10 protein-coding genes, 1 tRNA gene and 2 pseudogenes are annotated in these 13,960 nt (G+C 64.1%); 8 read left to right on the forward strand and 5 right to left on the reverse strand.

Going from position 1 to position 13,960, the window contains the following annotated elements; genetic code table 11:
• Positions 1-41 precede the first annotated feature (41 nt).
• Positions 42-812, forward strand: a complete 771-nt coding sequence (locus QX073_RS22580) for an SOS response-associated peptidase (RefSeq protein WP_316175994.1) — start codon at positions 42-44, stop codon at positions 810-812.
• A gap of 160 nt (positions 813-972) precedes the next feature.
• On the opposite strand, the gene QX073_RS22585 is transcribed toward QX073_RS22580, so the two are convergent.
• The 4 genes from QX073_RS22585 to QX073_RS22600 are packed head-to-tail and all read right to left on the reverse strand — an operon-like array spanning position 973 to position 4,479.
• Positions 973-1,554, reverse strand: coding sequence for an NUDIX domain-containing protein (locus tag QX073_RS22585; RefSeq protein ID WP_316226386.1), 582 nt, complete (start codon positions 1,552-1,554; stop codon positions 973-975).
• Positions 1,555-1,563: 9 nt separating this feature from the next.
• Complete coding sequence (locus tag QX073_RS22590) at positions 1,564-2,019, reverse strand: GNAT family acetyltransferase (RefSeq protein WP_316226387.1); 456 nt, start codon at positions 2,017-2,019, stop codon at positions 1,564-1,566.
• Between the two features lie 15 nt (positions 2,020-2,034).
• Complete coding sequence (locus QX073_RS22595; protein ID WP_316226388.1) at positions 2,035-3,462, reverse strand: FAD-binding oxidoreductase; 1,428 nt, start codon at positions 3,460-3,462, stop codon at positions 2,035-2,037.
• Positions 3,463-3,480: 18 nt separating this feature from the next.
• A complete protein-coding gene (locus QX073_RS22600) occupies positions 3,481-4,479 on the reverse strand; it encodes an L-threonylcarbamoyladenylate synthase (protein ID WP_316226389.1) in 999 nt (332 codons plus the stop codon).
• Positions 4,480-4,708: 229 nt separating this feature from the next.
• On the opposite strand from QX073_RS22600, the gene QX073_RS22605 reads away from it, so the two are divergent.
• Positions 4,709-4,785 (forward strand) — tRNA-Pro (locus tag QX073_RS22605).
• Between the two features lie 174 nt (positions 4,786-4,959).
• Here the strand turns inward: QX073_RS22605 and QX073_RS34440 are convergent.
• Positions 4,960-5,520 (reverse strand): annotated as a pseudogene (locus QX073_RS34440) (site-specific integrase); the annotation flags it as partial.
• Positions 5,521-5,529: 9 nt separating this feature from the next.
• On the opposite strand from QX073_RS34440, the gene QX073_RS22610 reads away from it, so the two are divergent.
• From QX073_RS22610 to QX073_RS22635, 6 genes and pseudogenes are all read left to right on the forward strand, one after another.
• The gene (locus QX073_RS22610) at positions 5,530-5,829 is read left to right on the forward strand and encodes a hypothetical protein (protein ID WP_246741431.1); all 300 of its coding nucleotides are present in this window, start codon (positions 5,530-5,532) and stop codon (positions 5,827-5,829) included.
• Between the two features lie 1,067 nt (positions 5,830-6,896).
• Positions 6,897-8,524, forward strand: a pseudogene (locus tag QX073_RS22615) (inorganic phosphate transporter).
• Positions 8,525-8,583: 59 nt separating this feature from the next.
• Positions 8,584-9,141 (forward strand): CorA family divalent cation transporter, encoded by a 558-nt coding sequence (locus QX073_RS22620; protein ID WP_316226390.1) that lies wholly within the window; start codon positions 8,584-8,586, stop codon positions 9,139-9,141.
• Between the two features lie 140 nt (positions 9,142-9,281).
• A complete protein-coding gene (locus tag QX073_RS22625) occupies positions 9,282-11,207 on the forward strand; it encodes a hypothetical protein (RefSeq protein ID WP_315718493.1) in 1,926 nt (641 codons plus the stop codon).
• 11 nt (positions 11,208-11,218) lie between these two features.
• Positions 11,219-12,847 (forward strand): PEP/pyruvate-binding domain-containing protein, encoded by a 1,629-nt coding sequence (locus tag QX073_RS22630; RefSeq protein ID WP_315718476.1) that lies wholly within the window; start codon positions 11,219-11,221, stop codon positions 12,845-12,847.
• A gap of 191 nt (positions 12,848-13,038) precedes the next feature.
• On the forward strand, positions 13,039-13,734 hold the full coding sequence (locus QX073_RS22635; protein WP_315718477.1) for a TonB C-terminal domain-containing protein: 696 nt from the start codon (positions 13,039-13,041) through the stop codon (positions 13,732-13,734).
• Positions 13,735-13,960: the final 226 nt, after the last annotated feature.

Genomic DNA, 13,960 nt, shown 5'->3' on the forward strand with positions numbered 1-13,960 from the left:
AAGTTAAAAGGTGCTGAACACACGACGATTTGAGTGAGATTATGTGTGGACGCTTCGTGATCACTTCACCACCCGCGGCTCTCAGGCAGATTTTCGGCTACGAGGAACAGCCGAACTTTCCGCCGCGGCACAATATTGCTCCGACCCAGCCGATTCCCGTAGTTCTTCTGGATCAGGACATCAGGCATTTTCGGCTCATGCGCTGGGGATTCATTCCGGCCTGGGTCAAGGATCCCCGTAATTTCACGCTGCTGATCAATGCGCGTTCGGAGACCGTACGCGAGAAGCCGGCGTTCAAGAATGCGATCCGGCGGCGCCGCGTGCTGGTGCCCGCTGATGGATATTACGAGTGGCAGGTGATCGATGGTCGCAAGCGGCCGTTCTTCATCCACCGCAGTGACGGCGCGCCGCTCGGCTTCGCGGCCCTCGCCGAGACCTGGTGCGGGCCGAACGGCGAGGAGGTCGATACGGTGGCGATCGTCACCGCGGCTGCGAGCCGCGACCTCGCCACGCTGCATCATCGTGTTCCCGTGACGATCAGGCCGGATGATTTCGCGCTGTGGCTCGACTGCCGTTCCGATGATCCTGACGAGGCCATGAGGCTGCTGGTCGCGCCTCGCGAGGGCGAGTTCGCGTGGTACGAGGTGTCCACGCGCGTCAACACGGTGGCCAACGACGACGAGCAGCTGCTGCTGCCGATGACCGCGGAGCTGCGTGCCGCCGAGGACGCGCAGCGCAAGCCGGCGAAGAAGGTTGCATCCCGCAAAGTTTCGCCCGCGCCTGCGGATGACGGGCAGGGGAGTTTGTTCTGAGGCGGGATATCTCGACAGAGAAGATCGTCAGTACCGCGAAAGCGGGGATCCAGTACGCCGGGGCCTCTCGCGCCGAAACGGCTGCCGGTGGAATACTGGGTCCCCCGCCTTCGCGGAGGACGACAGAGGAGCAAGACCCGCGACCGAGCGTTGGCCGCGCTCAGGCAAAGATCCTCAGCGCGGCGTGCTGCAGCAGCATGATGGTCTTGGCGTCCTGGATGCGGCCGTCGGCGATCATCGCCAGCGCGTCGTCGATCGAGAGTTCCAGCACCTCGATCTCCTCGCCCTCTTGCGCGAGCCCGCCGCCGGCGCTGACGCGCATGTGAGGCTCGTATTCGGCGACGAAGAAATGGATCTTCTCGGTGACGACGCCCGGGCTCATGAACGCCTCGAACACGAACTTGACGTCGTGCAGCCGGAAGCCGGTCTCCTCCTCGGCCTCGAGGCGGATGCGCTCCTCCGGCGAGGCGTCGTCGAGCAGGCCGGCCGCCGCCTCGATCAGCAGATCGTCATGGCCGTTGACGAACGCGGGATAGCGGAACTGCTTGACCAGGATGACGCTGCGCTGGGCGAGGTTGTAGGGCAGGATCGCCGCCGCATTGCCGCGGTCGAACACGTCGCGGCTCTGCATCTGCCACGTGCCGTCGTCGCGCCGCCACTCGAACTTCGTCGAGGTCAGCGTGCCGTAATGGTCGGAGAGCACGCGCGTCTCGTGGACGCGGATGCGGTCGGAGATGCTCATCGCTCGCCTCTATTTCATGCCGGGCGTCGGCGGGCGCCCGTCGAGCCATTTCGAGAACACGACGCTGTCCTGCACAGCATAGTCGAGCGCGTGGTAGAATTCCTGCACCTTGGTGTTGTCGCCGCGCACCATCAGCATCAGCTTGGCGATGCCGCGCGCTCGCAGCCAGTCTTCGGCGGCGGCCATGATGCCGCGGCCATGGTCGCGGCCGCGATGCTCCGGATCGACGCTGACATAGTAGACCCAGCCGCGATGGCCGTCATGGCCCACCATGACGGAGGCTGCGATGGCGCCGCCGCTGCGGCCGACCAGCACGGTGGAGCTGTCGCCGCGGCGGGCGAGCGCGATGTCGGCGGCCGGATCGTTCCAGGGCCGCGTCAGGCCGCAGCGCTGCCACAGCGAAATGATCGCGGGCACGTCGGCATCGGTGATGTCGGAAATGGCGAGAGCGGGAGCAGAATCCATGGGAGCGTCGACAGCCTAGAGCACCTTGCCGGGATTCATGATCCCGAGCGGATCGAATTGTGCCTTGATCGCGCGCATCAGCGCGATGGCGGTCGGATCCTTGACGTCAGGCAGCTCGTCGCGCTTGAGCACGCCGATGCCGTGCTCGGCCGAGATCGAGCCGCCCATGCGCAGCACGATCTCGAACACGACCGCGTTGACCTCGTGCCAGCGCGCGAGATAGTCGGCGGTGTTGGCGCCGATCGGCTGGCTGACGTTGTAGTGGATGTTGCCGTCGCCGAGATGGCCGAACGGCACCGGACGCGCGCCGGGCATCAGCTTCACCACGGCGGCATTGGCCTCGGCAATGAAGGCGGGCACTGCGGCGACCGGCACCGAGATGTCGTGCTTGATCGAGCCGCCCTCCGGCTTCTGCGCCGCAGAGATGTCCTCGCGCAGTTTCCAGAACGCCATGCGCTGGGCGAGGCTGTCGGCGATCGTGGCGTCGTCGACGATGCCGTCTTCGAGGCCCTGCTCCAGGATGGTCTCGAGCGTGGCGCGGGCATCGTCGCGCGACGACGACAGCTCCATCAGCACGAACCAGGGATGCTGGCCCGCGAGCGGCGCGCGGTTGCCGGCGGCGTGGCGGATCGAGAAATCGAGCGCGATCGCGGCGATCAGCTCGAAGCTCGTGAGATTGCCGGCCGCCTCGCGCTGCGCGATCGCCAGCAGCTTGAGCGCGTCCTCCGGCGACTTGAGGCCGACGAAGGCGGTCTCGATCGCGCGCGGTTTCGGGAACAGCTTCAGGCTCGCCGCGGTGATGATGCCGAGCGTGCCCTCGGCGCCGATGAACAGGTTGCGCAGGTCGTAGCCGGTGTTGTCTTTCTTGAGCTTGGACAGCGCATTGAGCACCCGCCCGTCGGCCAGCACCACCTCGACCCCCAACGCCATCTCACGCGCCACGCCATAGGCGAGCGCGGCGGTGCCGCCGGCGTTGGTCGAGAGATTGCCGCCGATGGTGCAAGTGCCCTCGGCGCCGAGCGACAGCGGAAACAGGCGGTCGACCTCGGCGGCCTTCTGCTGCGCCACCTGCAGCACGACGCCGGCCTCGGCGATCATCGTGTTGGAAGCGGTGTCGACGTCGCGGATCTTGTCCATGCGCCTGAGCGACACCACCACCTCGCCATTGTGCGGCGTCTGGCCGCCGACGAGGCCGGTGTTGCCGCCCTGCGGCACCAGCGCGATGCGATGCTGGCTGGCAAGCTTGCAGATTGCGGCGACCTCGGCCGTCGAGCCTGGGCGCAGCACCAGCGGCGAGCGGCCGTGGAACAGGTTGCGCTCCTCGGTGACGTAAGGCGCGACGTCGGTCTCCGCGGTCAGCGCCTGGCGCTCGCCGACGATGGCGGCGAATTGCGCGATCAAATCGGGCGGCAGCGGCGGCAGGGCAGGCGGGCTAATGTTCATCGTTGGTCGCTTCCAGTGTTATCTCGGCGCGGCGGCGCGGCGCAGCCGGTCGTTGATGGCCTCGCCCAGTCCGTCGTTCGGGATTGGCATCACCGCGATGCTGTGCGCTCCCTTGGCATCGAGGCTGCGAAGATAGCCGAAAAGATGCGTCGCCGCCTCTGCCGGATCGCCAGAGGGCGACAGGTTCAGGATCGCGGCGGCCTCGTGGGCTCCGGGCAGGGTGGTGGGTCCGAAGGCGAGCAACGCCTCGCCGGGCGCGACCTCGCTGGCATCGAGGCGCACGCGGGCGCGCGGGGCATAGTGGGAGGCCAGCATACCCGGTGCCAGAGGCTGCTCGGACGTCTCGGTCTCTGCGGCGGGCCGCGCCAGCACACGGCCGAGCACGGCCTCGATCGCCTCGCTCGGAACTCCGCCCGGGCGCAGCAGCGTCGGCGCATCAAAGCAGCCGACGATGGTCGATTCGACTCCGACCTCGACCGGCCCGCCGTCCACGATGAGGTCGATTCGCCCGGTGAGATCGGCCGCGACATGCGCCGCCGTGGTCGGCGACACGTGGCCGGAGATGTTGGCGGAGGGCGCCACGACGGCGCCGCCGAACGCCGTGAGCAAAGCTTGTGCGGTCGGATGCGCCGGCACGCGGATCGCCACCGTATCGAGGCCGGCGGTGGCGAGGTCGGCGACGGGACAGCCGTCGCTCTGCGGCACCACGAGGGTCAGCGGTCCCGGCCAGAACGCAGCGGCCAGACGCTCGGCGGTGGCATTGAAGCGGCCGATGCGCTGCGCCGCTGCGATATCGGCGACATGGGCGATCAACGGATTGAAGGCGGGCCGGCCCTTGGCCTGATAGAGGCGTGCGATGGCCGCGGCATTGGCCGCATCGGCGCCGAGGCCGTAGACGGTCTCGGTCGGAAACGCGACCAGTCCGCCGCGCGCGAACGTCGCCGCGGCTTGCGCGATTCCAGCCGCGTCGGCGGGCAGGATCCTGGTCTCGATCGCTTGCATGTCTGGGGCGGGCATCGATGGTACGGGACGGCGGTGGCTTCCGCGCTCGGCTATAGCGGGCGCGGACGTCCGAATGAAGCGCGCAAATCGCCTGTCGCCTTGCGCTCGCGCCATGGCCGCCGGACAAAGCCCCACGGCCTCAAGCAGTTAACCCCTCCGTCGACGATCGACGATTTCGATGCGATTTCCTGCCTTGTGTCCTTGCGAAGACGGAAACCCGACGCTATAAGCCGGCTTCCCAAGTCGGAGCGTGGCTCAGCCCGGTAGAGCACTGCGTTCGGGACGCAGGGGTCGCAGGTTCGAATCCTGCCGCTCCGACCATTTTTTCCCAGAGTTTCTCTCCTGCGTACGATCTTCGATGGGGCTGGCCACCGTTTTGGCCACCGAAACATTGAAGCCCTTTTGACCGATCGCAACCGCCGCACCTTGCAGGTAGTCGGGGTGATGGTGGCCATAGGTGTCTTGCAAGATCTCCGGGGACATTCCTAGGAACCCGGCTGCTTCCCAGATTGATACGCCCCGCTGCATCAGCCAGGTCGCGGCGGTATGGCGCAAGGTATGCGGGGTGACTTTGCCGGGCAGGCCAGCCAGCCCGACGGCTCTGCTGAACCCCTTCTTTACCGATGCGACTGGCTTGCCGTTGAACTCGACGAAGCACGTGGCGATCAGCTTGCGATCTTTCCACCGCCGCAGGTGGGCGAGCAGCCGCGGGGGTATGGGCGCTGGAGTCTGGCGCTTCTTGGTTGCACGCTTCCCGATCGGCTTTCGGTAGAATATCCCGTGCTCAAGGTCGACGTAAGAGCGGTCCCGCTCCGTATACGGCGAGGCTGACGCAATAGCCCCAGCCCGAGTGCCAGTGTAAAGGCCGATCAGAATAAATCTGGCCACATGTCTCAGTGGCCGACGGTTCGTGCTGACCGGATCACCTTTCGACGCTCCTGAATGGATCGTCTGCTTCTCTCGATGCCGCCAGCAATGCCAAATAAGCGCCGCAGCTTCCTGTCGCGTAAGCCATCGGTCGCGCGGAACTCCCTTCGGCGGAAGTGACACGCGCACTAAGCCCCGGTGAAAGCCTTCTTTCGCATGATGGTTGATGGCAGCACGAAATGTCTCCAGGTCCCGGCGTGCACCACCGCGGTTGCCACGATGCCTGACATATGCGGCGCAGGTCTGGGCATTGACCGCGGACAGTCTCTTGCCGCCCCAGAATTCATTGAGGCGGTCAATCCTAGCTCCGATCTCGAACTGGTCGCTCGGTTCGCCAATATCGGTCAGATAGATCGACAGTACGTCAGCACAGTCGATATCCTCGATATCCTGCCGGCGGCGTTCGGGTTGATACTTTTCGGCGATGTAATCCGCTAGGGCCTGCTCTGCCTCTCGAGGCGGTTTCGTTTCAGTCGGGCTTGCAACGCATCCCGTGGCGATGTGGCGATCTCCATCTTTGATAATCCAGACCGCCTGGTGAACAAGTTTTCCGTCTCGGTATCGGGCCTTTCTCTTGTAGAGTCTGATCCCTTTGCTTGGACGCGACATAACTCCCTCATGGCCTTGATAGCTTCAAGGGTAGTATAGTCTCTATTCGCGATCCGTTCGAGAGTCAGTCGACCTCTAGCGCCTTCTCTTCGCAGGCCAGAAGCGGTCATAGATCCATCCGGGAAGGCTATTTTGGCGGCAACATCTAGACGTAGCGGCGCAGATGGGTCGATCGTGTCAGCCGTAGGCTGCATGACTCGTTTCGACATTAAGGGCCTCAATCTCGACAGCCGCGGCAGTCGTATGGATTCCAAGCGCAGTTCGTGGGACTTGTCCGGTCACAAGCGACCTACATCTATCATCGCCAGACTTCCCAAATCAGAGACGAACTTGCCAGGTCGAAGCTTGTCGCAGATTTTCGCGCGCAAAGGACGGGCAATTCTGACTAAGAGCCCCGAGAGGGGAAGCAGAACACCTATCCGATGCACGAAGAGGCGCGGCACCAGTCCGATCTCGAAGCAACCCGACTTACCGCAAATTGGTGCGTTCCTGGTGTCGCACCCCATCCGCCGGGCCTCCACTCACCCGCAACCGATTGTACACACGGGAAGCCCGGGGAATTGAACTTGCAACCAGATCGTTATGAGCGGCAGAAGATCAATCGGCTCCGTTGATCTTGCTGCGTTTTCATGCCGGATGGATCGCGTTCGTTGTGTTTTGTCCTCGTTGTTTCTGGTGCGAAACTGGTGCGGTGCCCGGGAAGGCCCAAGCAAGCCAGATCATTCTTGACTGCTGATTCTTAATCAGCGGGTCCTAGATCCGATGCTTCGCGACTCACTCTCCAGCGAGGTTACCCGTCAGCTCAAAAGAGGCTGTGTTGCGCCGGTGCGACCGGGTGTCATCTGCGCTTTAAATCCGCGCTTCACTATCGGGCTCTCAAGTAAAAGGCGAGCGACATGGCCGATATCACCCTCAACCAAGCCGTCGGAGACGAACGGCCGATCGAGCCGGCCGGACGGCCGAACCTGGACAAGGGCTTCAACCCACTGACCCTGATTTTCTTCCTCGGCATTCTTGCCGCGGGACTGCTGTTCGTGGCCTACAGCATCTATCTCGACGTCGACGCCACGGGCGTCAAGGTGACTACATACCTTCCTTATATGCTGCTGTTCGTCGCGCTGCTGATTGCGCTCGGCTTCGAATTCGTCAATGGCTTCCATGACACTGCCAAGGCGGTGGACGCTGTGATCTATACTCATTCGCTGCCGGCCGAGTTTGCCGTGACGTGGTCCGGCTTCTTCAACTTCCTCGGCGTGCTGCTCTCGATCGGCGCGGTGGCGTTCGGCATCGTCTCGCTGCTGCCGGTCGAGCTGATCCTCCAGGTCGGGTCGAGCGCCGGCTTCGCTATGGTGTTCGCGTTGCTGATCGCAGCCATCCTGTGGAATCTCGGTACCTGGTATTTTGGCCTGCCGGCCTCGTCCTCGCATACGCTGATCGGATCGATCATCGGCGTCGGCATCGCGAATGCGCTGCTGCGCGGCCGCGACGGCACCTCCGGGGTGGACTGGAGCAAGGCGATCGAAATCGGTTATGCGCTGCTGCTGTCGCCGCTGGTCGGCTTCATCTGCGCCGCGGCGCTTCTCTATCTGCTCAAATTCCTCGTTCATAACCCGGCGCTCTACGCCGCCCCGGAGGGCCCGAAGGCGCCGCCATTGTGGATCCGCGGCCTGCTGATCCTGACGTGCACGGGCGTCAGCTTTGCTCACGGTTCAAACGACGGTCAGAAGGGCATGGGCCTGACCATGCTGATCCTGATCGGCACGGTTCCGACAGCCTATGCGCTGAACCGCACGCTGCCGGAGTCGTAGATCGCCAAATTCCAGGAGACCTCGCAGGCCGCCTCCAAGGTGGTCGCGGCGAAGGCGCCGGTTACAACGTGATCGGTGATCCGCGTCCCGCGGTGACGCTCTACGTCTCCCAGCGCAAGATCAATGAGGGTACCTATCCCTCGCTCGCCGTGCTGGTTAAGGATGTCGGCGACCAGGTGCAGACCTATGGCTCGTTGAACAAGGTGCCTGCTGACGCCGTCGGTAATACCCGCAACGACATGTACCTGACCTCCGAGGCGATCCGCTTCCTGATGAAGGACAAGGAGAACGATCTCAACAAAGACGAGATCGGGACCCTCAACGCGTACAAGGCCTCGCTCGACAGCGTCACCAAGTTCATCCCGACCTGGGTCAAGATCGCGGTCGCGATCGCGCTGGGGCTCGGCACCATGATCGGCTGGAAGCGCATCGTGATCACGGTCGGCGAGAAGATCGGTAAGTCGCATCTGACCTATGCGCAGGGTGCCTCGGCCGAGCTGGTCGCCGCTGCCACGATCGGCGCTGCCGACGTGTTCGGTCTGCCGGTCTCCACCACGCACGTGCTGTCGTCCGGCGTGGCCGGCACGATGGCGGCCAACGGCTCCGGGCTTCAGATGTCGACCGTGCGCAACATGTTGATGGCTTGGGTGCTGACGCTGCCCGCCGCGATCCTGCTCTCGGGATCGCTCTACGTGATCTTCAGCCGGATATTCTGAAGATGTGCGCTGACAGAGCGGCCCTCGCTGCTGTGACCGTGCCGCCTCTCGAAGGACTGGTGTGGGCCTTCCGCTTCACGGCGGATGGCGCACCCCAGGCGCTGGGCCACGACGTCCCGCTGCATCTCGACCATGAAGGGTGGTATTGGCTGCATTTCAATCTGGCCGATGCGCGGGCGTTGCACTGGCTGGCCAATGCTGAGCCGTCGCCGGCTGTCCGGGCGCTGCTGCTGTCGAAGGAGACCTATCAACAGTTGCACGGATCCGACGCATGCGTGCACGGCGTGATCGCCGACCTGGCGCGCGATATCGGCGGATCCACCGAAGAGGCGGGATTGCTGCGCTTTGCGATGACCGAGCGTCTGCTCATCAGCGGACGTCATCAGGCACCGCATGCGGTCGACGTGACGCGACGTGCGATCGAAGGCGGTCAGCGGGTTCAGAGTGCAGCCGTGCTGTTCGAGCAGATCGTCGAAAACGTCGCCGAAGCCATGGAGCGCATCATCGAATATGTGATGCATCCAGGTGGCGGAAGGCTCAATCCCAACAATCCAACGCAGACTCGGCGAATTCCAGATGCGATCGTATTCGGCCTGCGCACGACCACGACGTTCTGAACAGGCAATACATCCTCATGGCCAAGCCGCGGATGCCGCGCGCTCGATTTCGAGTGTGACAATTTCATGAATGATCCAGCGCAAGACCTTTGTGGTCGATGGCTGTTACGAAGCGCTTCATCAGACTGCGACATCAGCCCATGAAGACAGACATCGTCAAAGAGCTCGGACAGCCCGACATCCTGTTGCCGCAACTGGTTGCGGAAGGCTTGGCGGCGAACGATCGCATCAAGCTCCGTCTCAGTGCGCTGCAGGCGGCGGCACAACATGCAAAGCAACCGCGCGGCAACGTGCCTGATCTCACGATGGAGAGTCGCGCCGCCGGAATTGCGCCTGCCGCGCTGGTCACGCTGATCAGCGGAGCTCATCTCGCCGGCGACGACAAGGTCGTTGCACCGGGACTGGCGCCTTTGCTGAAGAGCATCGAGGGCGATATCGTCGCGATGATCAGCGCGGCGGCCGCTGGCGATCCGGCCGAAGGCCAACACTTCGAAAAGCGCCTGGCTTCGATCCGCAGCGCCGGTCATCTCGACGCGACGCCGGAAATCGAGATCGCCCGCATTGGTCGTCTTACGGGCGTGGACCATGAAGGGCCGGACAGCCTCCATCGGCTGGTGATGGATCTGCACAAAGCTTTGAACGGTCTGGCCGCAAGTCAGTCAGAGGCGGTCATCGCGGGGGCCCATGTGTTCGGCATCCAGGACTCCGATCGCGCTCCGATCGCGAGTTTCATGCGTGGCCTCAACGAGACACGACCGCTCAAGTTCAACCATCCTGGGCTGGATGCGACCGCGATACGGGCGGGCGATCGCCTGGTGATTCAGAACGACATCGGCACCACCGATGCCCATGTGATCGTCATCGTCGTAACGGCAAGTACTGTCACGATCACCTATACCGACATTCATCTTGCGCGCGCGAAATTCTTCGTGTCGCTGTTCGATGGTCGGCCGCTGAAATGGAGCGGGTTGGACAAGCATGCCGCCGCCGGACTCGAGGACGACGGGACCTTCTATCTCATCACCGGATCCTACGAGTATGGCAGGCCTGATGATCGAGACGAATTGCTCGCCGTCATCGGTGCGTCGCTGGTGTTCTTGATCGACTGGAACAAAGCCCGCAAGCTGCTGCGCAGCTGGGTCGCGAAGAACGATGCGGTACGGATCCTGGAGTGGGCGGCTCGCCAGCGGATCGGCCACCGCGGCTTCCTGGAACTCGGCGGCTACGAACTGCTCGGTGCAGCCGTTCGTAGCGCGGCTCCCACGCGCATCGGCTTCGGCGAGAGGCTCGATCAGGTGCTGGGACGGGACGGCGCGGTCAGCTTCCTCAAGACGGCATTGCAGATTTCGACCGAGGCTCTGCTTGGAGGTCAGTCCTCGCGGCTGGCGCGTGACCGGATCGGCGCCGACCTCGTCAGGCATCTCGATCGCGTCGATAGCGCACTGCTTGCCATGGTACTCCGACAGATCGGCCTATCGCGCGATGTCGCTGCGCTCGTTCTGCAATCCTTGTCCATGATTGATCCGGATCCGGTCGCAGTCAGACAGCTAGCGGAACGGGCTGGCCGGATCGAGCGCAAGGCCGACAAGATCGCCATCGAAGCGCGTGCTGAAATTGCACGGCTCAATGCGAAGCCAGTCATCGGCGAGCTCGTTGATCGCATCGAGCAGACGATCGACGAGCTGGAACAAGCCGCGTTCATCGCGTCTTTGGCGCCGGGGCCGATGAAGCCGGAGATCAGATCCGCGCTGGGAAGTCTGGCCTCCATCACCGTCACTGCAACTGAGCAGGCGGCGTCTGGACTGGCTGCCGCCGCAGAGGTCCAGGAAGGCCGCCGCGCGGATTCGGAGGATGCGCTTGCGGCCGTTGCCCGGCTGATGGATGCGGAGCATGAGGCCGATGCCAGGGAGCGCGAGATCACCGCGAGCGTGTTCTCCGGCGGGCTCGACGTCGCCGCATCGCTGGCTGCGCTGGAGCTCGCGCGAGCGATCGAGCGCGCAACCGATTGTCTGGCGGGCTTCGGCCACCTGCTGCGACGCTACACGATGAGTGACCTCTCGGCTTGAGGAATGATGTGATGATGATCGTACGGATCGGTGATGGCCGACGTGAGCTGCCCACGGCGGAAGACATCGGCGCAAAAGCGGCCAATCTCGCCAGAATGGCGGCGCTGGACTTGCCGGTTCCGCCTGCCTTCGTGCTGCCCGTGCAACTTTGCGCGGACGTGGTGGCCGGGAAGGGCCACGCAACGCGCCAACTGGTCGAAGGACTGAAGGAGGGGATCGCCTTTCTCGAGCAGACGACCGGAAAATCGTTCGGCTGCTCCCGCAACCCGCTGCTCGTCTCGGTCCGCTCTGGCGCCGCGCGGTCGATGCCCGGCATGCTGGACACTGTTCTCAACGTCGGCTGTACGTCCCGCGCCGTGCGCGGTCTCATTCGCGCGACCGGACGGCTCCGCCTGGCATGGGACTGCAGGCGGCGCCTGCTCGAGAGCTACGCCGAAACGGTCCTCGGGATCGATCCCGCTCCGCTGGCCGAGCGTCTGAACCAGATGATTGCTGCCGAACGCGTCAGCAACGATCGCGAGCTGGACAGCGAGGCGCTCGAGCGCCTGGCTTCCGATGAGCGCAAGCTCTTGGAAGATTTCGACGACGACGGCTGGCTGGAGGATGCCGCGCTCCAGCTGGAACGTTCGGCACGAGCCGTCTATCGATCCTGGACCAGCGAGCGGGCACAGACCTATCGCGGCCTGCAGGGGATGGAGCATCTGAAGGGCACTGCCGTCACCGTGCAAGCCATGGTCTTCGGTAATGGCGGCACGTCGTCCGGTGCGGGTGTCGCATTCTCGCGCGATCCCTCGACAGGAGCGCGCGAGCCGGTGATCGACGTGCTGTTCGATTCGCAGGGTGAGGACGTCGTGTCCGGCCGACGGACGCCGGAGACGGAGGCGGCTCTCGTGCGGGCGCTGCCGGCGGTGGCGGAGCAATTGCGCGCCACGCTCAAGCGGCTCGAGGGCGAATTTCGCGATGTGCAGGACGTGGAGTTCACGATCGAGGAAGGCCGGCTGTGGATCCTGCAGACACGAGCAGCGAAGCGCACCCCGTATGCTGCGACCCGCATTGCGGTCGATCTGGTGCATGAAGGGCTGACCACGCGCGCGGAGGCGATCGGAAGGATCGAAGGTATCGACCTCACCGCGCTCACGGAGACCTCGCTTGTCGCAACCGGGCAGCCCGCAGCCGTCGGAATTCCGGCGTCGAGCGGCGTCGCAACCGGACGAGTTGCATTCGACAGCGCTTCCGCAGAGCGGCTCGCGGCATCGGGCGATCCAGTCATCCTGATGCGTCATGACACCAGCACCGCTGACGTCGCCGGTTTTGATGCCGCCGCCGGGATCGTCACCGCCGTGGGTGCTCGCACCGCACATGCGTCGCTGGTCGCCCGACAGATGGGCAAACCATGCGTGGTCGGGTGTGGCGCGATCCGGGTTGATGGCGAAGCTCGTCAGGCGCGCATTGGTGAAGCGGTCATTTCCGCAGGTGATTGGATCACCGTCGACGGCAATGCAGGCTGCATCTATCTCGGTCGCTGCGAAATCGTCGCGCGGCGGCCTGAAGCCGAACTCGCGGAGCTGGCGAGCTGGCGCAGCTTGCAGGATTCCGAGTTTGACGGAGCGAACGTGGTCGCGGCGGCACCGGCTGCCTGATCGGCGGCAGCCTTTGCGGCAGAACTTTCGGACGGAGCACAAGGAAAAGCGGACGGTCTCGAATGCCCGTCATATCTCCGTGTTAAGCTCATAACTCGGTCATGGTCTAACATTAGCCTGCAGGTGTTCCAGAGCGTTCGATGGGGAGGGAGCGTCACCATCAAATTGCGGCTGTGTCGGCCAGGAGCGGCGTGCTGCATCGTACCGTCTTGCCGCTGCTGGTCGCCATGGCGTTCATGCTCGTCAATGCGGCGGCGAGTTTGGCTGTCGAAGCCGGCAGCCCAGGCGACGAGCAGCCCCGCTTCTTTACAATTCCAGCGCAGCCACTTGCGGCGGCGCTACAGGCCTTCGGCCAGACGGCTGGAGTTCAATTGCTCTATGAAAGCAGGTCGGCTGAAGGACGACAGTCCGCGGCGATCGACGGACTCTATACCTCCCGTGAGGCCTTGATCAGGCTCCTGGCGGGCACCGATCTCAAAATCCAATACAGCCGCCCTGGAGCGGTGACGCTGATGCTTGATGCTCCGACCGGTTCCGATGGTGTCACGCCACGATTTGGCGCGGATCTGTCGCTCGGAACGCTGCACGTCCGGGGCGAAGCGGCGAGCACGTCACACTCGCAGGAGTTCAGTGACTCGGTGCGGAGGGATGTCCATAACGCGCTGCGCAGCAACCCCCGGACGCGCGACGGCAACTATCGCGCGGTCGTGAACCTGTGGATCAACAACGAGCGCACCATCGAGCAGGTCGAGGTGGCCGCCACATCCGGCGATCCGGCGCGGGATACATCCTTGATCGCGGCATTGCGTGGGCTCACCATGAGTCGCCCACAACCGCCCGGAACGGCGCAGCCGGTCCGTGTCGGCGTCAGTGTCCGGACGTACTGACGTTTCGGTTCTCGCTTGGTCGACCGTCCCGCCGTGGACGTTGGCGGCGGTCATGCGCTCAGGTTGCGTTATTCGACTGGATCGCGCATCCGGCCGGCACGCGGCGTCGACATTCCGCCGATCGCGACCGAAACTCTTTCGGTGCCGGTCCCGATCAATCGTCTGTTTACCAGTGAACCGACCCACAGCGGCGCGCGTCCCGGACGCGCGCTTGGAGGTGAGGTTG

The sequence above is a fragment of the Bradyrhizobium sp. SZCCHNS3052 genome, assembly GCF_032484495.1.
GTDB lineage: Bacteria > Pseudomonadota > Alphaproteobacteria > Rhizobiales > Xanthobacteraceae > Bradyrhizobium.

Coding starts and splice junctions, on each gene's coding strand:
- QX073_RS22600 (WP_316226389.1), bottom strand. CDS start 4,479: ATGCCCGCCCCAGACATGCAAGCGATCGAGACCAGGATCCTGCCCGCC.
- QX073_RS22630 (WP_315718476.1), top strand. CDS start 11,219: ATGATGATCGTACGGATCGGTGATGGCCGACGTGAGCTGCCCACGGCG.
- QX073_RS22595 (WP_316226388.1), bottom strand. CDS start 3,462: ATGAACATTAGCCCGCCTGCCCTGCCGCCGCTGCCGCCCGATTTGATC.
- QX073_RS22585 (WP_316226386.1), bottom strand. CDS start 1,554: ATGAGCATCTCCGACCGCATCCGCGTCCACGAGACGCGCGTGCTCTCC.
- QX073_RS22580 (WP_316175994.1), top strand. CDS start 42: ATGTGTGGACGCTTCGTGATCACTTCACCACCCGCGGCTCTCAGGCAG.
- QX073_RS22590 (WP_316226387.1), bottom strand. CDS start 2,019: ATGGATTCTGCTCCCGCTCTCGCCATTTCCGACATCACCGATGCCGAC.
- QX073_RS22625 (WP_315718493.1), top strand. CDS start 9,282: ATGAAGACAGACATCGTCAAAGAGCTCGGACAGCCCGACATCCTGTTG.